This is a genomic window from Aquirufa salirivi, from assembly GCF_045310485.1.
GTDB classification, from domain to species: domain Bacteria; phylum Bacteroidota; class Bacteroidia; order Cytophagales; family Spirosomataceae; genus Aquirufa; species Aquirufa salirivi.
In genome coordinates this window covers 363,965-385,843 of sequence record NZ_JBEWZH010000002.1, presented here as the reverse complement: position 1 = coordinate 385,843, position 21,879 = coordinate 363,965, and the positions used below count along the sequence as shown (strand labels likewise).

Below are 21,879 nucleotides of genomic sequence, written 5' to 3'. Positions count from 1 at the left end.
TGCATCGGATATGAAGCATCGGAGTGCATGCATCGGACTACCTATCGCAAATGAATCGCTGAATCTTTGACTTCAAACGAGTGATTTTTCATCATTTCCCACATGGCCGCTCCTGCTAATAATACAGGTCCATAGCCATGCGCCGCAAAAGGAGAAATGGGCCGATTAAAATAAAAAGCTGGATCCCAAGCCAATCCAGTACCTACACAAGTTCCATCTACTTGACCTTGTGCATTCACTTTGGAGGCGACGGCTTGCCAACCTAAAATAGCTGCCGGACCATAAGTTCTAGGATCTAGCCAGCCTTGGTTTATACCTTTGGCTAAAACATAGGTATAAATAGCAGTGGCTGAAGTTTCTAAGTATGAATCATTTCGATCAATCAATTGATGCCAAAAACCTGTACCATCTTGAAACGCCATTAAGCCTTTCAAATGCTTTTTTAATTGAATTAATAAAGCTGGTCGGGCAGGATGATTAGCAGGCAAATACTCCAATAATTCTGCATTGGTTAACAATGCCCAGCCATTGGCTCTGGCCCAGTGAAATTCAGGATGCTCCTCAGATCCTTCAAGATAGCCATGCATAAACAACCCTAAACTAGGATTAAACATACGCTTCTGATAAGATTCAAACTGAAATACTGCTTCATTAAAACAATTCACATTCACAGAATCCTTACCTAATTGCAATAAGGACGGAATAGCCATATATAAATCATCTAACCAAATGGTATTGGGTAGTGGACGCATTCGGGCCAATGTCTTATCTGGTAAGCGATGCTCTTCTTTTAAGATAAAGTTCAATGCCTTTTGGGTAATTAAAGAATCATCTCCATCAAATCCAGCACGTTTTGCTTTTAAAAAAGCCATGGACATAGCTCCGATATCATCCAATGCTTTTGGATTAATTAAACCACTCAACACATGAGATTTAGTGGGATTTTGCTGCGTATATTGGTAGGCCTTGGGTAAAGTCTCTAGGATAAATTTCAATCGTTTAAAAACATACTCTTTGTATTTGGCATCACCACTAACCTTTTCTAAGGCCAACATTCCATTGTATGTTACTCCAAACTCATAGGAAACAGGTCTAAAATCCCCTTTGGCAAAGACTAATTGATCGGAATAAATTTGGTATGGATTCCAACCTTCTCCAGAAGCTTTATGAATTAAATTAGCAGGAGTAGCCTTTTCTAAATACACGTAAACCTTATCCACCGTGGCTTTGATTTGGGCCTCATTGGGAACGACATAGGGTGTAGGATAATCAGGCTGAAGGGCATGCAAAGGGGCATTGGCATCCGAAGCTGCGGTGATATTTTTTTGAGCTAAACCCGTACCGATGAAGGTAAAGAAAACTCCTAAAATCAAGATTACTTTTTTCATATTCAATATTTTACACTTTGAATAAAGTCCAATGGCTCACAAATCTACGCATTAACAGACAAAAAAAAGGAGTTTTCTTCCGCTGTAAACGTCTAGAAAACTCCTTTTATATGGATTTATTGCGAGCTTATTGCTTCACTTCTATTCCTGAAATCTGAACAACAATTTGTTGAGGTGCTGTTTGCGGATTTACTGCTACAAAATAGACATCATGTGTGCCACTTACGGCTTGAACATCTACTTTAATAGGAGCTGGACCACCCATTCTTCGCTGTCCACCACCTTGGCCTGTTGGAGCACCCGCGGCTGGAGCTGTAGTTGGAGTGCCTAAAGGCGCACCTTTTTGTTGTGCATTAGCTGCCGCTGGAGGCGGGCCAAAACCAGTAGCTTGCGAAACAGCAATGGGTGTCGTTTTCCCAATTAAGGTTCCCGTTGGCGAATCCAAACGGATTTCGATTACACCACCTGTAGCATTGGTTCGGGCTTGAGCTGAAGCCGCAATTTCCATGGATTTAATTCCAGTCAAATCCAATTGTCTATATGCAATGTAAGGATTTTGTCCCACCATGTTGGTTGCACGAGCTGGAGTAATCAATTGTTGGATTCCAAAGCGTAAATCAGCTTTTTCAGGATCTAACGATGGATGACGCAACAGTAACCATTTCTCTGATTGTGCAGGAGAAATTTTATTATTCCCCTTGTCTAAATAAGTCGCCCTTACCACAAATACTCCTTTAGAACCTACATTCTCTTTCGGAATAACAGCATCAATTTCACCTGCCAATGGAATGTTATTGTTGGCTTTTTTATCTCCTAAACTCAATATATAAGTAACCATGGATTTAGCATCCGCTTTGGAAATTTGAGGGTGAGCACTCATGGCATGTTCTCCCCAAACACCCATTCCTCCACCAATCACTTTCGCGGCTAATTGATCCACTACGTTTTGTCCCTTATATTTGGCCGCTACTTCTTGGTAGCTAGGTCCTACAGAACGCACATTTAAAATATGGCAAGATTTACAATCACTTTGGTTGATTAATTTCAAACCAGCAGAAGCAAATAAATCACTGTCTGCCTTACGGTGACTTTGAGACATCTCAATAGGATCATATCCTGAAGAAATGTAGTCAATAGTAGCAGCTACTGACTCAGGAGCAATACCTTTTCCTAAAACCCCGTCTTCTTTATCTTCTACCTTAATTTGGTATGCCAATTTTTGACCAGGGAAATAGAATGATTTATTACCACTTGGAACTACGATATCCACATTAGGTGATTCATTTCCTACTTGAACTTCTAAAGAAGCCGTATTACTCAAACCTTTAGGGTCTGTCGCTTTTAAGCTAACTTGGTATTTGCCTGGTAGACTTAATGCTAATTCAGGAGATAAGCCTGTCAATGTTTTTACCACTTTACCTAGTTTTTTTATGGTCCAAGTATAGGTTAATTTATCTCCATCATAATCTTTTGTTCCTTCAGCCGACAAGGTTGTTTTGAAAGGAGCAGCACCACTTAATTTACCTGCACTTACCTCCACAGATGGTTTTCTATTTCCTCCTTGGTATTCGACCTTTACTAATCTAGCATTATCATTTCCTTTGAACCAAGCAGAACCATATTCTAAGACATACAAATCTCCATCTGGACTGAACTTCATATCAATGGCACTACCAAAACTTTGGTTTGGCAAGAAACGCTCCATGGATTTGTAGTTACCATTTTCGTCTAAGGTAACCGACATAATCCATCCACGCATAAATTCTACGATCAACCATTTGCCTTCATAATACGAAGGGAAAGCACGCTTTGCTGTGCTAGGGAAATCAGAACGATGGTAAACTGGACCACCGGTTGCACTTCTACCGGAAGCTCCTACTAATGGAAACTCTTCTGAAGTACCGTATGGATACCAAATAAATGCTTTTTGAGCAGTAGGCAATTCCTTTAAACCATCGTTGTTTGGAGATTCATTCAATGGTTTAGCTGGATTAAAACGAGGTCCTACCGTAGAATTCTCAAAATTATAATCGGCATAAGCTTTGTTGTCTCCAATAAAATATGGCCATCCAAAAAATCCTGGACCTTTAGCTTGGTTAAATTCATCATACCCACGAGGTCCTCTATCTGAATCATTAGATGCATCTGGGCCTACTTCACCCCAATAAATATACCCAGTTTTGGAATCTATACTAACTCTCCAAGGATTACGATGTCCCATGGTATAGATTTCTGGACGAGTCTTTGGTGTTCCCACTGGAAACAAGTTTCCTTTTGGAATGGTGTATGAACCATCTTTTTCTGGATGAATACGTAAAATTTTACCTAATAAATTGTTGGTGTTTGCCGCTCCACGTTGGTCATCCCAATAAGCTTGGCCAGCACGCTCATCTATAGGAGCATAACCATCTGAATTACTGTTACTGGTGTTATTACCCACAGTTAAGAATAAATTTCCCGACTTGTCGAAAACCATGCCTCCACCTGTATGGCAACATTCCTCGCGCTGAGTAGGAACCTCTAAAACCACTTTTTGTTGGTCAATTAACAATTCCTCCCCTTTCAACTCCATACGCACCAAAATGTGCTTACTTTCTGTTGGATGTGCATAGTATAAATACAACCAATGATTTACTTTAAAATTCGGGTCTACTGCAATACCCATTAAGCCTTCTTCCGCTTCACGTACCATCCCTACTCGGTTCTTGTATTTCGTATTAACGACAATGTGACCTATTACTTTCGTTTCCTTAGTACTTGGATTATATTGTTTGACATCCCCTTTTCTTTCCACAAATAAAATGCGACCATCAGGCAAAAAAGCCATTTCCATGGGTTCATCTAATTTTTCCATTAATACAGACTTGACGAATCTATTCTCATCTGGAGCCTGTGCTTTTCCTTGGAATGACCAAAGAGCAACGCAAGAGAGCATAAAAAGGCGCGTTAACCTGCCCATTGTAAAGTGTTTCATATATGTAAGGTTGTTCATTTTACAAAAATGATACAATAAGTCGAATGAAAAAAATGCTCATGAGCTTTTGCTACCAATACGCACTATTTGTCGACAAAGGTTGAAATCGCGGTAAAATTCCTGCCTAAATCCTGAAAAAAATACCTAATTTTCAAAAAACAGATTCACATGAAAGGTAAAATTTGCATCCTTCTATTCATCACTTTCAGCGGTTTGGCTCAAACAAATTCAGATGAAGCAGCTATTCGTGCCATTTTAGCGACACAGAATAAATTATGGAATCAAGGCGATATACCTGGCTTTATGGCCTATTATCACCATTCAAATGATTTAAAATTCATCAGTAAAAATGGAATAACCCAAGGCTGGGAGGCTACCCTAGCTCGATACCAAAAAAGCTATCCCAACCAAGAGGCTATGGGGCAATTGACCTTTGATATTTTGGAAGTGGATATAACAGCTGCTAAAACAGCTTGGGTTATTGGTAAATGGAATTTAGTTAGACCCAAACTAGGAGATGTAGGTGGGTATTTCACCCTACTCCTGAAAAAAGTTAAAGGGAAATGGTTTATTTTCAGAGACCATACGAGCTAAGGCGCTCAAAGGCATAAAACAATTCAGAACCTATTTGTGCGGATCGTTCATCGTATTGAAAGGTCTCCTCAGGACTATCATCAAATGCTTTTGGATCTTCATATCTAAGTGGAATCCTAGCGGAAGCTTCAGGTATAAATGGACAATTCTCATCCGCATGCGAACAAGTCATCACGGCAGCAAATTGCTGGTGTGGATTGATGGGATTATCGTAATTTTTTGAAAATGCAATCATCGGTTGAGCATCTTCCGTATGAAAAATGATATACACAGGATTCGAATGACCTCGCTTGATGACTTGAAATCCAAAGCGCTGTAAGGAAGCCACCGCCCGCTCATTGAACGCCGTTTCTTCCACTCCACCCGAATATGATTGCAAAGGAATACCAAAAAAATCAGCTGCCGTTTGGGCCCAAATCTGTGAAAACTGACTCCTTCTAGAATTATGTGTGCATATGAAATTCAAGCGCAAAGGCTTTCCTTGTTGCAAACATTCTTTCATATAGGTCACCAACACATCAATCTGTTCTTTTCTCTCTGCCGAAATAGGTCGTTCTCGAAGGGCTTGAATTGAAAGCTCTAATCCTGGATACATGGATGATCATTTTTTATATCGCAATATTACGATAAATATAAATAGATTTAAAAAGGTCTAATAAAAATTAAGGAATGATAACTTGAAAATGACCTGGTAAAACATGAAACTCAAATCGATTAGAAACGATTAGTTCACCATCAATATGGGCTTTCAGTTTCCTTTCGGAAAGTATAGTAACTTGCTTCGCTTGTTGAAAATGAAGAAAAGAAATGTGTTCATGCTTCCCTTGTTGAATTTTGGGCAAATACCATATTCGTTTAAAAATAGATAATGGTTCACAAAGCAATATATCGAGTTGATTATCCCAAATAGAAGCATTGGGGATAAAATGAAAGCCTCCACCCGCTCTAGAAGAATTAAAAACCATACATAAAAAAACGCGGCGTTCAATCCATTCACTACCTAAACTCATGCGAATGGGAAAAGATCTAAAGGTGAAGATTTGAGGTATTGCTGCCAAAAAATAGCCAATTAGTCCTCCTATCGCTCTTATGGCATTCATCGATTCCAAAATCTCTCCTTCCAAACCCATGCCCACTCCATTTAAAAACAATTGTCCATTGCATATTCCTGCATCCACGGCCTGTTTTTTACCAGATAGGATGATGTTCAAATGAGCTTCCTTGGAAATATCACCGTATAACTTCCAATAAAAATCGTTTCCTGTACCTCCCTTGAAAAAGGCAATGGGGATTTGACAATTCGGATAGGCATTAGCAAAAAAATTGTAGGTACCATCACCACCCAATACCCAAATTTGATCAAAGCCCTCTAAACTTGCAGGCCACTCTTGAAAAAATAGGTCTAAGCGTAGTGTTCCAAGCGTTCTTAATTCCACTTGTTCCTCTACCCAAAGGGCATAAGACTTCGTTCTTTTTGAACAAAATGGATTTATCAAAAAAGCGATATGACTTATTTCCACACCCAAACCTTACATTTGAATGTAATTTTTCAGATGCTCAATCGTATCCAAATGGTCTTGAATCGTAGCTGTAATCAAATCATTAACTGAAATGATTCCTACAAAATGTCCATTTTCTAATACCGGCAAATAGCGAATGTTTTTTTCTGATACGATGATCATACACATCTCCAATGTGGTTTCCCGATTGATTTGAGGCAAATCAGTGGACATAATTTCTTTGACAGAAGCATCAATGGAACTTTTGCCCAAAAGAATTACTTTACGGGCATAATCACGTTCTGTCATAATCCCCAAATATTGATTTCCTTCCATCACAACCACTGAACCAATATTTTGGTCTTGCATTATTTTTAATGCTTCAATTACATGCGTATCCGGTCCCACCGTAATCGTGTCCCTTTTTCTTTGCGATAAAATGTCGTTGACTTTTTTCATAGCTTTAATTATGTGTTGGAATAATTCAAGTTAAATCAAAAATATTACAAACAAAAAGCTTTGAACATAAAAAAAGAGGCCAAAGCCTCCTTTCTTTATAGGAACATGTTTACACAGCGATAAAAATAGTATGATCTAAATCATATCCTCCTGATGCATTGGGTTTTACGCTGGCCAATTCATTGGACAAAGAATCCCGAATGATGGAATCCGTGGTATTTTTAGTCGAATTTTGACCATGTGCCTTATACAAATCAGAATTATACACCGCCGTATTGATTTCTTCAGGAAAAGCTATTTGTGTCGTTAATTTCAATACATTGTTGACATAAATTTGAGCATGTATGTGCGTCACACGGCCTTGGTACCATCCCGGATAAATGGTGGTAAATTTGGCAATCCCATTGGCATCGGTGGTGGCAATTCCTCGACAAAAGGTTTTCGCTGTATTGTCTTGGGTACCCAAATAACCCGTATTGTTATAACCTGAATAATATCCATCTTTATCACAATGCCAAACGTCGACTCGAGCATTAGGTAATAAAGCACAGTTTGCATTGACATTTTTAACGGCTATCATCATATTTAAGGGAATACCCGTTTTACCTTCAGTGATATCCGCATGGGTGATAGTGGCATCCCGTTTATTGTACAATGGATACGGCCCATCGGTTTCGGTATCCCCTACTTGACAGGTGCTAGTTGAACTACTAGAAGAAGAACTAGCTGAACTTGAGCTCGTGGATGGACTTAAGCTTTCATCTGATTTACAAGCTACCATGGCAACAGGCCCCATCAACACGGTGGCGCCTGCTTTTAATAAAAAATCTTTTCTATTCAATGTTTGATCTTTTTAGGGTTGTGTAGAACTAGGTTCTAAAATAAAGGAAAGGACATGGGAATAATTTCACTAATCGGTCAACTCTGAAAAGAAAAAGTCGAAATCAATAATTATGTCGATATCCATTTCAGCTCAATTCCTTATCTTAGAAAAAAAATAAAACCATGTCACAAAAATCTCCCGTTGCTATCATCACAGGTGCCTCCAAAGGAATAGGTAAAGCCCTAGCCTTATTATTAGCGGAACATAATTTTCAATTAGGCCTTATTGCTAGAAGTAAAGGAGAATTAAAGGACCTAGCTGAACGCATCGCCGAGATTGGGCATCGCCCCTTGTATTTTGTAGGCGATGTAGCAGATGAAAATTTTGTGAATTACGCGGTCGAAAAAACGGCACATACCTTCCAAGGAATTGATTTTCTGATCAACAATGCTGGTTCTGGAGTTTTTGGACCTATAGAAAGCTATACTGTTGAAAATTGGGATCAAGTTTACAATACCAACGTTAAAGGGACATTTCTATTTTCTAAAGCGGTTTTAAGTGCTATGAAAACGGCGAAAAAAGGTCACATCATTTCCATTGCTTCGGATGTAGCCAAACGCGTTTTTGATGGAGGATCTTTGTACTGTTCTTCTAAATATGCCCAACATGCCTTCACCGAAGCTCTTCGAAAAGAAGTAAGAAAAGATGGGATAAAAGTTTCAACCGTTTATTCAGGATTGGTCGATACCATGTTTCACCCAGAACCTCAAGGAGACCAAAGCCATAAAGCTTGGTTGACTTGTGAGAATATGGCAGATAGCATCTATTTTATCATGAATCAACCTCCACATGTAGTAATCGATGAGTTAATGGTTCACCCTTTGTCTCAGGAATATTAAAATTTTATTCATTTATTTCCCTTAAAAATCAGGTTTTATACATGGTATTATTTATATTTATTTTTGCAATAAATACATTATGTCCCTAATAAAACCTAGTTTAAGCTTCCAGCAAATCATCAACATGAATGTTGGATTCTTTGGCATTCAATACAGTTTTGGATTACAACAAACGGCTGTCGGTCCACTATACAGCTTTTTAGGAGCTCATGAAGGTGAGCTTCCTCTCTTGTTCTTAGCTGGTCCCGTCACGGGATTGCTCATTCAACCCATCATTGGAGCCTTAAGTGATAAAACTTGGCATCCCAAATATGGCCGTAGAAAACCCTTCTTTTTAATTGGCGCAATTGCTTGCAGTCTTTGTTTATTCGCTTTTCCATTTAGTCGGAGTTTATGGATGGCTGCCGGCTTATTATGGATTTTGGATGCAGCAAATAATACGGCTATGGAGCCTTATCGGGCATTCATTGCGGATAAATTACCGAGTGAGCAATTGGCCACAGGTTTTCTCACCCAGAGTTTTTTCACTGGTCTGGGAATCACCTTAGCCAATGTTTCCTTATTTGTATTTCAAAGTTTCATCAAAGGGCAAAGTGAAGTTGGGATACCCTATTGGGTATATGGATCCTTCTTTGTGGGCAGCTTTTGCTCCATCACCTCCGTCCTGTGGTCTGTGATGAAAACCCCAGAGATTCCACCATCCGACGAAGAATTAATTCTGATGCGTGCCCAAAAACGTAATTACTTAGATCCTTTTTTTGAGATTTTTGAAGCCATAGGAAATATGCCCCGTGTCATGTGGCAACTGGCCTTAGTTTATTTATTCCAATGGTATGCCTTGTTCATTTATTGGCAATATGTCCCCTTGAGTATTGCACGTTCGGTTTGGAATACTAGCTCAGAGGAAAATATCCAGTTATATGAAGAGGCCGCAGCCTGGACAGGTCTAGTCAATGGTTTTTATAATGTCATCACTTTTTTATCCGCCTTTTTCTTAGTGGGCCTAGCCAAAAAATTTGGGCCAAAATGGGTACACATTGTATGTCTTTTAGCCGCTACCGTATCCTTACTCATTTTACCCACCATTCATGATAAATATTTATTGTTTGCTCCCATGATAGGTTTTGGGGTGGCCTGGGCCAGCATGATGGGCATTCCTTACTTATTAGTCGTTGAAAGTTTACCCAAGGAACGTTATGGCGTTTACATGGGTATCATCAACATGATGATTGTGATTCCTATGATCATTCAAACCTTAAGTTTTGGCGCTATCTTTGAAAATATATTGGGTTCAGACCCAAGAAATGCCATTTCCTTTGCGGGGGTTTTGTTAGCCATAGCCGCTATAGCCACCGCTTTTATACCTACCCAAGAATCTAAAATCCCCAAATCATGAGCGTACTCTGTATCGGTGAAGCCCTGATAGATATGATCTGTACCGATAAAGGATCTACCTTGTCGGCTGGTGAAAATTTTCTTAAAAAACCAGGTGGTGCTCCTACCAATGTAGCGGCGGCCATAGCTGCACTGGGTGGAGAAGTCTTTTTGAGTGCCAAAGTCGGAAATGATCCATTTGGTAAGCAATTACAAGAAGTCATGAATAGCTTTGGCGTAAATACCCAACACCTTCATTTAGACGATCATCACTTTACTACATTTGCCTTTGTTTCCTTAATGTTGGACGGAGAAAGGGACTTTGTTTTTAATCGGGGAGCAGATGCTCATTTAAGTATGGAGGATATTAAGGCCATTGATTTAGAGCAACAACAAATTATTCATTTTGGATCGGCAACTGCCTTTTTAGATGGAAAACTGAAAGAAGCCTATTACCATTTATTGAAAGAAGCCAAGGCTTCGGGCAAGCTCATTAGTTTTGATCCAAACTACCGACATCTATTGTTTGCTGATAAACAAGAAAGCTTCATTCAACAATCCATGATATTTCTTCAGCAGGCCGACTTCGCGAAGTTGAGCGATGAGGAAGCCATGTTGATTACCCGTACGCCTACTTTAGCCAAGGCAACTGAACGATTACTAGAAATATGTCCAGGAGTATTTGCTATTACCCTAGGAAAAGAGGGAACCTTGTTAGGTATGAAGGGTAAAACATGGAACATTTCTAGTATCCCCATTAAACCGACAGATACCACAGGTGCTGGAGATGCCTTCGTGGGTGCCGTTCTATATCAGTTAGATCAATTGCAGGTTAAAGATCTTGTTCAATTAAGTCTAGATGAATGGACCAAAATTATCCTCAATGCCAATAAAGCAGGAGCACGCACCTGTGAATACATGGGAGCTATGGAAGCTTTTCGTCATTTAAGTTCAGCTATTTTTACTAATTAACGTGTATAATCCTACATTACAACCTTTCATTGATTCCATTATTGCGTCGAAAAAATTTAAAAATTCGACACAAGATCAATATTTTCTGCATCGCTTAATTGCCAATATAGATGATATACATGCCATATATGCGCGTATATATGGCCATTTACCTCAGGCAAAAGACCTATTTGGACAATTGATCCAAGTCCTTTTTCAAGCACATCTGGATAGAAGTCCCGCCTTAAAAAACAGGGATGAAATCAAAGAGAAAAAAGGACAATGGTTTTTGAGTAATGAGTTAACAGGTATGAGCCTGTATGTAGATCGCTTTGCTGGAAATATAGAAGGGTTAGCAAGTAAATTACCGTATTTAGAAGATTTAGGAGTCAATTTACTGCATTTGATGCCTTTATTTAAAAGTCCGGAGGGTGAAAGTGATGGCGGTTATGCGGTGGAGGACTTTCGGGTAATTGAGGAAAAACTGGGAACAATTAAAGATTTAAAGAAACTTCAAGCTCAATTATTAGAAAAGGATATGTACCTGATGATTGATATAGTACTCAATCATACTTCTCACCACCACGAATGGGCTAAAAAAGCCAAAGCAGGTAATCCTGAATTTCAAGAATATTATTATTTATATGATGATAGATCCATTCCAGATCAAATGGAAGAAAGCATGCCCGAGATTTTCCCAGAAAGTTCCCCTGGCAGTTTCACCTTTCAGGAATCCATACAAAAATGGGTTATGACGGTGTTTCATCAATACCAATGGGATTTAAATTACCGCAATCCCAAAGTCTTGATTGAAATGCTCGACAACTTACTTTTTTATGGAAATTTAGGTGTGGATATTGTTCGTATTGATGCACCTGCTTTCATCTGGAAACAGCTCGGTACTACTTGTCAAAATTTACCCGAAGCACATGCATTACTCCAATTGATAAAATTATGTACTGAAGTATCTACACCAGGAATGGCAATATTGGGAGAGGCCATAGTAGCCCCTGCCCAAATCATGGAATATTTCGGAAAAGGACGCTACACCACCCACGAATGTGATTTTGCCTACAATGCCACGCACATGGCATTGCAATGGGATGCCTTGGCAACTGGTGATACCCGAATTATGTTAGAAGCCCAACATGAGTTGGCGAAAAAACCACTAGGAAGTTCATGGATTACCTATACCCGCTGTCATGATGATATTGGCTTGGGTTACGACGATTACATGATTGCTAATGTAGGATTTACCCCTTACTTGCATCGCTATTATTTAAAAAATTATTATGGCGGCATACAAGAAGACTCTCCAGCAGCAGGGGCTCTTTTTGCGATTAACCCAAAAACACAAGATGCGCGCATTTCTGGCTCATTAGCCTCATTATGTGGTTTGGAAAAAGCCATAGCAGCCAAAGACTCGAAGTGGATAGAGGAATCCATTCAAAAAATTCTTTTGATGGAGGCTCATTGCTTATTCTTAGGTGGAATTCCTATGCTATTTTATGGAGATGAAGCCGCTTATATCAACGACTATTCTTACCTCGAGGACCCGAATAAAAGTTATGATAACCGCTGGATGCACCGCCCCATCATTCATTGGGAGAAAAATTCACTGGTAAAGAAAAAAGGAACCGTAGAAAATAAGGTCTATACCTCGCTGAAGGAATTAATTACACTTCGAAAAAAGCTGAAAGTCGTGGCCGATTTGAAAAACATAGCATGGCTACCTTGTACCAATAAATCCATTGTAGGATATGTACGCTATATTGAAAATGAGCGTATCTATTTCTTGTTTAATTTCTCATCCTTGGAACAAAATATTCCTGTGCATGCCATAGAACCAAACAAGCAAAATAAAAACTGCCTTTGGTCCAAGAAACAAGTTTCTTTAGAGAAAGGCAGTTTACTTTTTCAACCGTACCAGTTTTATATCTTGGCGGATTCTTAGGGGATTTCTAGGTATTTTATAAAATTTTATCCAAAGCACTTTTCCCTAAACGGATGCTCTCAAATGCATCTTTCGGCATATCATGCTCTAGGAAATAATGTTGCAAGCCTCCGATAGAAGCGGCTTTAAAGATGGGCTCATAATTCACGATGCCTTGTCCTACAGGTACTATATTTTTAAAATCGGCATCAAAGTCTTTAATGTGGCAAAGCGGGAATCGACCAGGTTGCTTTTTGAATAATTCAATGATGTTCTCCCCAGCTTTGGTTGCCCAGCCTAAATCCAATTCAAACTTCAATAAATCAGCGGAAATTTGACTAGAAAAAACATCAAATGCCCTTTGTCCATCGATTACTTTAAATTCAGCATCATGATTATGGTAACAAAAAGTTAGTCCTGCTTTCTTGGCTAATTCAGCAGACTTTCCTAAAACATCTACTGCTTCTGAAACTTCTGATTTTGACTCTATCGGGATGTTGGCACAAACTAAATAACGTAAACCTGCCTCAGCTGCATTGTCCACAATCTGGCTAGCATCTGTTTTTAAGGTCAAAAACTTAGGCATTTTACTCACATCAAAACCTGGACGAGGTTTTAAAGGAGCTCCCATCACGTGATGAGAAACCCAATTTAATCCCAAGTTATTGGTCAGTGATTTGAATTCTTTACCCGTATAACCATAAAACATGGGCTTAAAACTGAAGGCAGATTCTAATTCCTTAATTCCCAAATCAGCTACTTTCTTCAGATTTCCAGGTACATCTTGATCAATGACATTGAACAAAGTAAATAATTGAAGACCCAAAGGTTTAGTGGTCAACATACTATTCCAAGAAGCCTTTCTGGATAAAAACATAGAGGAGGCTAACAAGGTACTGGATTGCTGAATAAACTGTCTTCTTTTCATGATGGATGGGTTTTATTTCCACAAGTATAATGTATTGTTTTGATACAATAAAATTTATTGCACATGATTTTGCGATATCAGGCTCGAATGAAAGTTTGAAGGGAGAAAACCCGACAGCCCCTTACTATTTATCCCCCTTTCTTTATAATTTCACGATTCAAATAAGGAAGACCAATGAGTTCAACAAATAAATTACGTGTATTAGTGGTAGGTTGCGGAAATATGGGAGCCTCACATGCCATGTCTTTTCATACCCATGAGGGTTTTGAAATTTGTGGTTTAGTTTCTACCGGAGCTAGTAAGGAAAAATTAAATCAAGATTTAGGCGGCCAATATGATCTGTTTTCGGATTATGCTACAGCTTTAACAGCTACCAAACCTGATGCAGTTTGTATTTCAACATATCCAGATACCCATGAGGCTTATGCCATTGCTGCCTTGGAAGCTGGCTGTCATGTATTTTTAGAAAAACCCATAGCTGATTCTTTGGCTGGCGCAGAAAGAGTGGCGGAAGTTGTTCGAAAAACTGGTAAAAAACTCGTAGTAGGATATATCCTTCGTCACCATCCCTCTTGGATGAAATTCATTGAAATCGCTAAAGATTTAGGAAAACCATTGGTGATGCGGATGAACTTAAACCAACAAAGCCATGGATACATGTGGGATGTCCACCGTAACTTAATGAAAAGCTTAAGTCCCATCGTCGATTGTGGCGTACACTACATTGATGTCATGTGCCAAATGACGCGTTCTAAGCCAATCCGTGTATCTGCGATAGGTGCTCGATTGACAAATGATATACCCACAGATAATTATAATTACGGTCAACTTCAAATCCATTTTGAGGATGGTTCTGTAGGCTGGTATGAAGCAGGCTGGGGTCCTATGATTTCTCAAACGGCCTATTTTGTTAAAGATGTATTTGGCCCCAAAGGTTCGGTTTCTATTGTGGCTAAAGAAGCGGGTGGAGAAGGAAAATCGGATTCTGTGGAGTCACATACTAAAACGGAATCGCTTCGAGTACACAAGGCCAACATCAATGCACAAAATGAATTTACCCAGGAAGACGAATGGGTGAATTTATTGGATGAACCTGATCATCAAGGATTATGCGATCGAGAGCAGGCTTATTTCTATGATGCGATAACTCAAAATTGGGATTTGACAGATCATGTGGCAGATGCAGTCAATAGCTTAAAAATAGCCTTTGCTTGTGATGAATCCGTCAAAACGGGTAAAATGATTGAACTCAATTAATTGCCAAAAACAATACTAATTAAAAAGCCCAAGCATGGTAGCACGCTTGGGCTTTTTCTTTTAATTTAAATAAGTCGCCAACCAGTTTCGAATTTCTTGGTAATGAAAGCGAGAATTTTCAGCTTTTAATACCCAGTGATTTTCTTCTGGAAACACAATCAACTTACTGGGCACTTTTTGTCGCTGTAAAATACTCCAGTTTTCTAATGTATTATTGATGGGAACGCGGAAATCATTTTCCCCCACCGTCAATAGTATAGGTGTTTTGAAATTAGCAGCAAAGCGCATGGGATTTTGCTCCTTCCATGTTTTAGATGGAACCCAAGGTGCACTACCATTCATCAATTCCCTACTATAAACAAAGTCTGAAGTCCCCCATTGAGCTTCTGAATTGACTAAACCTGCATGGGATATCAAACATTTAAAATGACTTGTGGTGGCTTGCATCCAATTGGCTAAATGCCCTCCATAACTGGCTCCGCTAGCTGCTTGCCGACTTCCATCAATAAAGGGATATCGCTTGATGGCATCATTGGCAGCATCTAAAATTTCTTGACCTGGACCTTTAAAAGGGTCAAACTGTATATCTTGAGCAAATTTTTCACCATAACCTACTGAACCCGTATAATCCGTCATGACAATGACATATTCTGTCCCTGCAATAACATGCGGGTTCCAACGGTAGCCATAAATATCCTTATATGATGAGGCTGGCCCACCGTGCATTAAAACTAATAGCGGATATTTTTTAGTAGGATCAAAAGAGGCTGGTTTCATTAGAAAACTACGGATTTTTTTGCCCCGACTCATCGTCCAAAATTCCTCTGGATCTTTTATATCATAGTTTTTCAATAATGCCAAATTGGCCTTTGAAATAGCTACTTCTTTATCCGCATGATGTACAAAAACCTCAGCAGGACTTGCCATACTATTGTATTGATAGGCAAATACATTTTCTTGATTGGATAAGGATACTTGACTAAATGATCCTTGCTTTCCTCCTAATACCGCTTGATAAGATCCATCTTGTAAGGATATTCGAATCAGACGATCGACCCCTTGATCTTCTATACTAGCTAAAATATAAGCTTTCGAAACCTCCATTTGATTAATAGGACGATCCAAGGTGCTTACTAATTCCGTTTTATAGGACATTTCGGGCCATGAAAAACGATATAAGCGATTCAGTTGATAAACCTTTGTTTGATTTAGAGGAGCGCCTAAAGCCAAGGCATATTTCCCGTCTTTAGAAAATTCAACGGAACTATAATCACCCTGATCATCCACTAAAAGTTTCTCTTTCCCACCTTGGATACTTACTTGATAAATTTTCGAGATAGCATTTTGATAGGCCGTCGTATGACGGTCAATGGTTGCCGTAAAAACAACGGTTTGTTGATCTGGAGCCCAAGAAAAAGATCCCAATTGAAAACCTTTGGATTGAATTAAGCTGATACCTGTGAAAACATTTTCAACTTTCTGACTTATTAAATCAAGCACAAAAACGTGTGACTGTTTTTCATCCAACCAAGTATCAAAATAACGAATGGGAAAGGAGGTGTAGACTCTGGCTTTATATTTTAATTTCTTCTTCTCTTCCGCTTGTTTTTTATTCAGGGAATCGGTAAAAACTCCAGGGAAAACCTTGGCTGAAAACAAAATTTTATTTCCATCTGCGTTTATTTGTGGACTTCCAATTCCCAAAGAAAAATTACTTAGTCGTTGGGCATCTCCTCCTAAAGATAAGTCCAGTGAATACAATTGTGCTGATTCATCTCCTTCCCTCTTGGCGGTAAAAAAGATTTTTTTCTCAGAAGGATGCCAAAAATAGTTGTCCTCCCCTGATTTAGTCTGTGTAATTTTTCTCGGAGGCTGAGACCCATCGGCTGAGGCTAACCACAAATCACTCTGGCTAGATTCTGCATCATACGATACCGATTGCTGGGAATATATGACCCATTGCCCATCTGGACTGATCTTTGGAGCACCAACGCGCTTCATGGACATCATCGCCTCGTGGCTTAAAGGTTTCAAAACTGGCTGCTGCGCCAAGGTTGAGCCTACTGAAAAGATCAGTAAGAAAGAGAGTGATAACAATTTGTTCATTGAGGAAGTTATATTAATTTAAAGTGAATTTATAAAAAATCAATAAACTAAACAGAATATGAAGACAATTTACCGTTGTTTGGTATTATCAGGTTTACTCCTAAGTGCGGATAATCTGATAGCACAAAGTCCAGAAAAATTCATTGATAAGGCGAACATGAATACAAAAGTGAAGCCTGGAAATGATTTTGCTGAATATGCCAATGGCGTTTGGGTGAAAAATAATCCAATTCCTGCCAAAGAAACTCGCTGGGGAAGTTTTAATCAATTAAGGGATTTCAACATCAATGCCGTTAAAACAATTTTAGAAGAAGTTAAATTAAATCAAAAAAGCTATCCTGCAGGGAGTATAGAAAGACGTGTAGCCGATTTTTATGCTGCGGCTATGGATAGTATAGCCATTGAAAAACTAGGTTTTAGCCCCATCAAAGCAGATTTAGATCAAGTAAATGCTATTTCAACTAAGAAAGAAGTATTGGACGCCTTGGCTCAATTCAGAATTTCAGGAATTGGCTCTCCATTATTTGGTTTTGGCGTAGCTCAAGACCGAAAAAATGTAGAAAACATGGTACCTCAATTAGCACAAGGAGGCACCACACTCCCTGATCGTGATTTTTATTTAAAATCAGACATTAGGAGTGCCAAGGTTCAAGAAGTTTATAAAATTTACATTAAAACATTATTTGAACTCGTTGGAAATTCTTCAGAACAAGCAAAAGCTAATGCTGACTTGGTGTTTGGTTTAGAAAAGCAATTAGCCAATGCGCAAATGTCACGCGTAGAAATGCGTGATCCTTATAAGACTTACAATAAGTTCGCTTGGAATGAATTTCAGCAAAAAACCAATGAAATAGATTGGACTACATTTTTTGCTCAACTGAATGTACCTAAGCAAGATTCTATTTTAGTTTCAGCACCTAAGTTTTTCGAAGAGGTAAATCGACTAGTCAAAGAAACACCCATTAACCAATGGAAAGTATATTTACAATGGTCCATTTTAAAAGGTGCTGCACCAAATTTGAGTAGTCCTTTTGTCAAAGCTAGTTTTAGTTTCAGCCAATTATTAACAGGTCAAAAAGTTCAAACTCCTCGTTGGCAGCGCATGTCTAGCCTAACGGATGGCACCATTGGTGAATTATTGGGCCAGTTGTATGTGAAGAATTACTTCAAACCTGAGGCCAAAGAACGCATGAAGGTATTGATTGAGAATTTGAGAAAAGCCTTTGAAATCCGTATTCAAAAATTGGATTGGATGAGTGATGCCACCAAACAAAAAGCATTGGATAAATTACACGCCTTTACACCTAAAATTGGTTATCCTGATAAATGGAGAAATTACGATGGTTTAGAAATTTCAGGAGATCAATATTTTCAAAATCTACGTAATGCCAGTGTATGGGGCTTTAAAGAAAATGTAAGTCAAGTAGGCAAAAAGGTGGATCGTAGCCGCTGGGGAATGACACCTCCAACGGTGAATGCTTATTATAGCCCAGTAATGAATGAAATTGTATTTCCCGCAGGAATTCTACAGTTCCCATTCTTTGATCCTAAAGCAGATGATGCCGTGAATTATGGTGGTATTGGCGCGGTCATTGGCCATGAGATGTCCCATGGTTTTGACGATTCAGGTAGTAAATACGATAAGGATGGAACCTTACGAAACTGGTGGACAGATGATGATTTGAATAAATTCAAAGCGAAAACAGCTCTTTTAGGTGCCCAATTTGATGCTTATACCATACTTGACACCATTCATGTGAATGGCAAACTGACTATGGGTGAAAATATTGGAGATTTGGGTGGTTTAAATATGGCCTATGAAGCCTTTAAATTGACGGAGCAAGGAAAGTCGAAAAAGAAAATAGATGGATTTACACCAGACCAACGATTCTTTTTATCCTGGGCACAAGTATGGCGAGGTACTACCTTACCAGAAACAGCGGCACAGTTGATCATCACAGATCCACATTCACCCAATCAATACAGAACAATAGGTGCACCAGTGAATATGGATGCTTGGTATGATGCCTTTAACATCAAGTCAGGAGACAAATTATACAAGAAACCTGAAGACCGAATTAAGATTTGGTAATTGATATAGGTTCTTGAATTTAATAGCCCCTGAAAACTCAGGGGCTATTTTTTTATGCTGCTAAATTAACTATGCATAAAACAAATGAAGAATGTAGAATGTAAAAGACAAAAACAATCATAACTGAAAGACCTTAATCCAATTAATTACGATTAATCATTAACCCTTTCAGTTTTCTTTTCATCATGTCATATGGATTTTCTTTTTTGAAAAAAAAGAAATATCTATGAATAGTTATAACTGGAAAATGTATTTGGATATTAAATTGATGAAATCCTATCCTTTTAAAGAATCATCAATTACCAAGGCATTTCTTTTTTTGAAAAAAAAGAAACAAAAAAACTTCGTTTTTGTCGTCCAGCAAAGGCGAATTCCGCTTCGCGGAACCGTGATTCATTCCGCTATCGCCTATACTTTTGACGCCGACGCACATCGCACATGCTAAGGTCAAAACCCCGTCTACCGCTGCATTCATCACATTTCGCTCGTGCTGACCGACGGCATTTTCTATCTAAATTTTAGTAACTAATCCATAAATCCTAATAACTAAAAGGTTAATCCCAACGAAAGATGTAAACGTAGCAAAAGCGAAGCGGTAGGCGCATCTTTGACCCCGTGCGCTTGGAATAGCTAAGCGTCAAAGATTAAAGCCGTATGCGGAGTGAACATCGGTTCTGCGCAGCAGAATTCGTCTTAGGATTAACCGTCCTTCTTCTGTTTTTTTTGTTTCTTTTTTTATGAAAAAAAAGAAAATCCATGTGACTTGAAAGTAATGAAAAATGGGCAATGATATTACCTATATAAACATTCCTGTTTTAATTAAATCTCCTACCAATTAACCACAACTAAATAAAGCAAATGACAACAATATCACTTCCCTAAAATTCCTAAAGAATTTAATGATTAAAGTAAATATCTTTTTGTAAATAAAAACAAAAAAGGCAATAATTGGAATAAGTAGAAATAATTGCCATAATAAGTCAAATACAGAAAATTTTAAAATGTCCATTTTTATTATTCTTTTAGTGATTAAAAAATAAATATATTAACGTATCAATAATACTTTAAACAAAAAACTGATAATTTCAAAAAAAAGGGCTTGCCGATGGCAAGCCCTTCTGATACTAAATAGAGTTTAAAACTAGTTTCCGATACCCGGGTTAGTTTGTGTCTCTACCAATGGAATTCCATAAATATAACGTGGGTCAGATGGTGGAATCAATGCTCCTGCACCAAATGAATTAAGAGACTCACCTCGGCGCAACACATCGTTTGCACGGAAACCTTCGGCTAAGAATTCGATACGACGCTCCGTTAAGATAGCCTTCACCACATTAGCCTTAGAATCCAATCCTGTAAATACAAAAGAAGGATCAGAGCGCTTATGAACAGCATTCAAGATGTCAATAGCACGATTGATATTTCCACCTTCTGCTTCAGCCTCAGCTAAGTTCAATAATACCTCAGCATAACGTATATTGGGTACATAGTCAATAAACGGAGAAATACCACTAAACTTAGTAGACGAAGGGAATTTAGCGATAGTCGTTGTTGCAACGGTCAACTTCGTTTTACGGTCGTCGGTAGCAGCAAACTGTGGATTGCTGTAGATACCTGTAGAACCCGTATTTAAATAATACTCAACGTTACCAGCATTGAAGTAAAATCCCAATTGGTTTTGAGTTCCAGGAGCATTCGTTGCATCCATTGGGAAAGAGAAAATAGACTCAGTAGTTGTGTATGGTGCTTTGAAAACCGCTGATACGTCTGATTGCAAAGTATGAGCAACACGTGCATTCGATCTAAATGGAGCTGTTGTCGAAACTATTTTATTTGCTTCAGTTATCACACCTGCATAATCTCCTTTAGCTAACAATACACGAGTTTTCAAGGCAATAGCCGAGTTCTTATGTGCACGTGTTGTGTTCAATAAGGCAGATGCATAGCTATCTGGCAACTCCGTTTCTGCTTCATTCAAATCTTTCAAGATTTGATCATAGACTTGGGCAACGGTACTTCTAGCTAAGTTATTTCCAGCGGAGGAAGTTTCACCTTTCAAACGTAATGGCAAACCTGCCGAAGCACCTTTGTCTAAGATATAAGGCTTAGCAAAGAACTGAACTAAGGAGAAGTAAGTCAAAGCACGAATGAATTTAGCTTCACCACGATAATTTGCTGCCAAGGCAGAGGAAACCGCATTAGGATTAGCTGTTAGTCCTTCTAAGAACAAATTGGCACGGTTGATGGTCAAGTAACCTTGAATCCAGAATCCTGCTAAATAGGTATCCGAAGGATCTTGGTTACCCTGATAAGTGGAATAACCTGTCACCGAGTTAGTTGTACGGTTAACAAATTCTTCGGCACGAATATCATTGTAAATCAAATAACGACCACCGAATAAACTACCATTTTTAGCTGATCCATATAATCCGTTAACTTGAGAAAGCACGCGAGCTGGGGAATTAAATACTGTCGCATCCGACAAATCCAATTCAGGAACTGCACTAAGAAAATCCTTACTGCAAGAGGATACTGTCAAAGCTAAAGCGATGGTCAGATATCCTATTTTGTTTGTGAATAATTTCATGTTATATATTCTTTA

At 38.7% G+C, this 21,879-nt stretch carries 16 protein-coding genes; 7 read left to right on the top strand and 9 right to left on the bottom strand.

The window, feature by feature from the left end:
• Nucleotides 1–41: 41 nt before the first annotated feature.
• Entirely contained in the window at nt 42–1,388 is a 1,347-nt protein-coding gene (locus U0R11_RS03965; RefSeq protein WP_406749909.1) for a glycoside hydrolase family 88/105 protein, read from the bottom strand.
• 127 nt (nt 1,389–1,515) lie between these two features.
• Nucleotides 1,516–4,362 (bottom strand): PQQ-dependent sugar dehydrogenase, encoded by a 2,847-nt coding sequence (locus U0R11_RS03960; RefSeq protein ID WP_406749908.1) that lies wholly within the window; start codon nt 4,360–4,362, stop codon nt 1,516–1,518.
• A gap of 168 nt (nt 4,363–4,530) precedes the next feature.
• On the opposite strand from U0R11_RS03960, the gene U0R11_RS03955 reads away from it, so the two are divergent.
• A complete protein-coding gene (locus U0R11_RS03955; protein WP_406749907.1) occupies nt 4,531–4,956 on the top strand; it encodes a YybH family protein in 426 nt (141 codons plus the stop codon).
• On the opposite strand, the gene U0R11_RS03950 is transcribed toward U0R11_RS03955, so the two are convergent.
• The 4 genes from U0R11_RS03950 to U0R11_RS03935 form a co-directional block, all read right to left on the bottom strand.
• Nucleotides 4,937–5,551: a low molecular weight phosphatase family protein gene (locus U0R11_RS03950; RefSeq protein ID WP_406749906.1), complete on the bottom strand. Its 615-nt coding sequence runs from the start codon at nt 5,549–5,551 to the stop codon at nt 4,937–4,939. The two genes, U0R11_RS03955 and U0R11_RS03950, sit on opposite strands and share 20 nt — an antisense overlap.
• Before the next feature lie 67 nt (nt 5,552–5,618).
• Complete coding sequence (locus tag U0R11_RS03945) at nt 5,619–6,452, bottom strand: diacylglycerol/lipid kinase family protein (RefSeq protein WP_406749905.1); 834 nt, start codon at nt 6,450–6,452, stop codon at nt 5,619–5,621.
• A 33-nt stretch (nt 6,453–6,485) separates the two neighbouring features.
• Nucleotides 6,486–6,914 carry a CBS domain-containing protein gene (locus tag U0R11_RS03940; RefSeq protein WP_166375294.1) on the bottom strand — a complete coding sequence of 143 codons (429 nt, stop codon included), beginning with the start codon at nt 6,912–6,914 and terminating at the stop codon, nt 6,486–6,488.
• 109 nt (nt 6,915–7,023) lie between these two features.
• On the bottom strand, nt 7,024–7,755 hold the full coding sequence (locus U0R11_RS03935; protein ID WP_406749904.1) for a dioxygenase family protein: 732 nt from the start codon (nt 7,753–7,755) through the stop codon (nt 7,024–7,026).
• A 164-nt stretch (nt 7,756–7,919) separates the two neighbouring features.
• On the opposite strand from U0R11_RS03935, the gene U0R11_RS03930 reads away from it, so the two are divergent.
• The 4 genes from U0R11_RS03930 to U0R11_RS03915 all read left to right on the top strand — a co-directional run bounded on the left by U0R11_RS03930 (nt 7,920) and on the right by U0R11_RS03915 (nt 12,915).
• Entirely contained in the window at nt 7,920–8,636 is a 717-nt protein-coding gene (locus U0R11_RS03930; protein WP_406749903.1) for an SDR family oxidoreductase, read from the top strand.
• A 79-nt stretch (nt 8,637–8,715) separates the two neighbouring features.
• Nucleotides 8,716–10,032, top strand: a complete 1,317-nt coding sequence (locus tag U0R11_RS03925) for an MFS transporter (protein WP_406749902.1) — start codon at nt 8,716–8,718, stop codon at nt 10,030–10,032.
• Entirely contained in the window at nt 10,029–10,982 is a 954-nt protein-coding gene (locus U0R11_RS03920) for a carbohydrate kinase family protein (protein ID WP_406749901.1), read from the top strand. Before U0R11_RS03925 ends, U0R11_RS03920 begins: the two co-directional genes overlap by 4 nt.
• A gap of 1 nt (nt 10,983) precedes the next feature.
• A complete protein-coding gene (locus U0R11_RS03915) occupies nt 10,984–12,915 on the top strand; it encodes an amylosucrase (RefSeq protein WP_406749900.1) in 1,932 nt (643 codons plus the stop codon).
• A gap of 16 nt (nt 12,916–12,931) precedes the next feature.
• Here the strand turns inward: U0R11_RS03915 and U0R11_RS03910 are convergent, their stop codons facing one another.
• On the bottom strand, nt 12,932–13,822 hold the full coding sequence (locus U0R11_RS03910) for a sugar phosphate isomerase/epimerase family protein (protein ID WP_406749899.1): 891 nt from the start codon (nt 13,820–13,822) through the stop codon (nt 12,932–12,934).
• 174 nt (nt 13,823–13,996) lie between these two features.
• Here U0R11_RS03910 and U0R11_RS03905 point away from each other — a divergent pair, with 174 nt between their 5' ends.
• A complete protein-coding gene (locus U0R11_RS03905; RefSeq protein ID WP_406749898.1) occupies nt 13,997–15,079 on the top strand; it encodes a Gfo/Idh/MocA family oxidoreductase in 1,083 nt (360 codons plus the stop codon).
• Nucleotides 15,080–15,139: 60 nt separating this feature from the next.
• Here U0R11_RS03905 and U0R11_RS03900 read toward each other — a convergent pair whose 3' ends face one another.
• A complete protein-coding gene (locus U0R11_RS03900; RefSeq protein WP_406749897.1) occupies nt 15,140–17,185 on the bottom strand; it encodes a S9 family peptidase in 2,046 nt (681 codons plus the stop codon).
• A gap of 58 nt (nt 17,186–17,243) precedes the next feature.
• Here U0R11_RS03900 and U0R11_RS03895 point away from each other — a divergent pair, with 58 nt between their 5' ends.
• Nucleotides 17,244–19,277, top strand: coding sequence for a M13 family metallopeptidase (locus tag U0R11_RS03895; RefSeq protein WP_406749896.1), 2,034 nt, complete (start codon nt 17,244–17,246; stop codon nt 19,275–19,277).
• Nucleotides 19,278–20,418: 1,141 nt separating this feature from the next.
• Here U0R11_RS03895 and U0R11_RS03890 read toward each other — a convergent pair.
• Nucleotides 20,419–21,864, bottom strand: a complete 1,446-nt coding sequence (locus U0R11_RS03890) for a RagB/SusD family nutrient uptake outer membrane protein (RefSeq protein WP_406749895.1) — start codon at nt 21,862–21,864, stop codon at nt 20,419–20,421.
• Nucleotides 21,865–21,879: the final 15 nt, after the last annotated feature.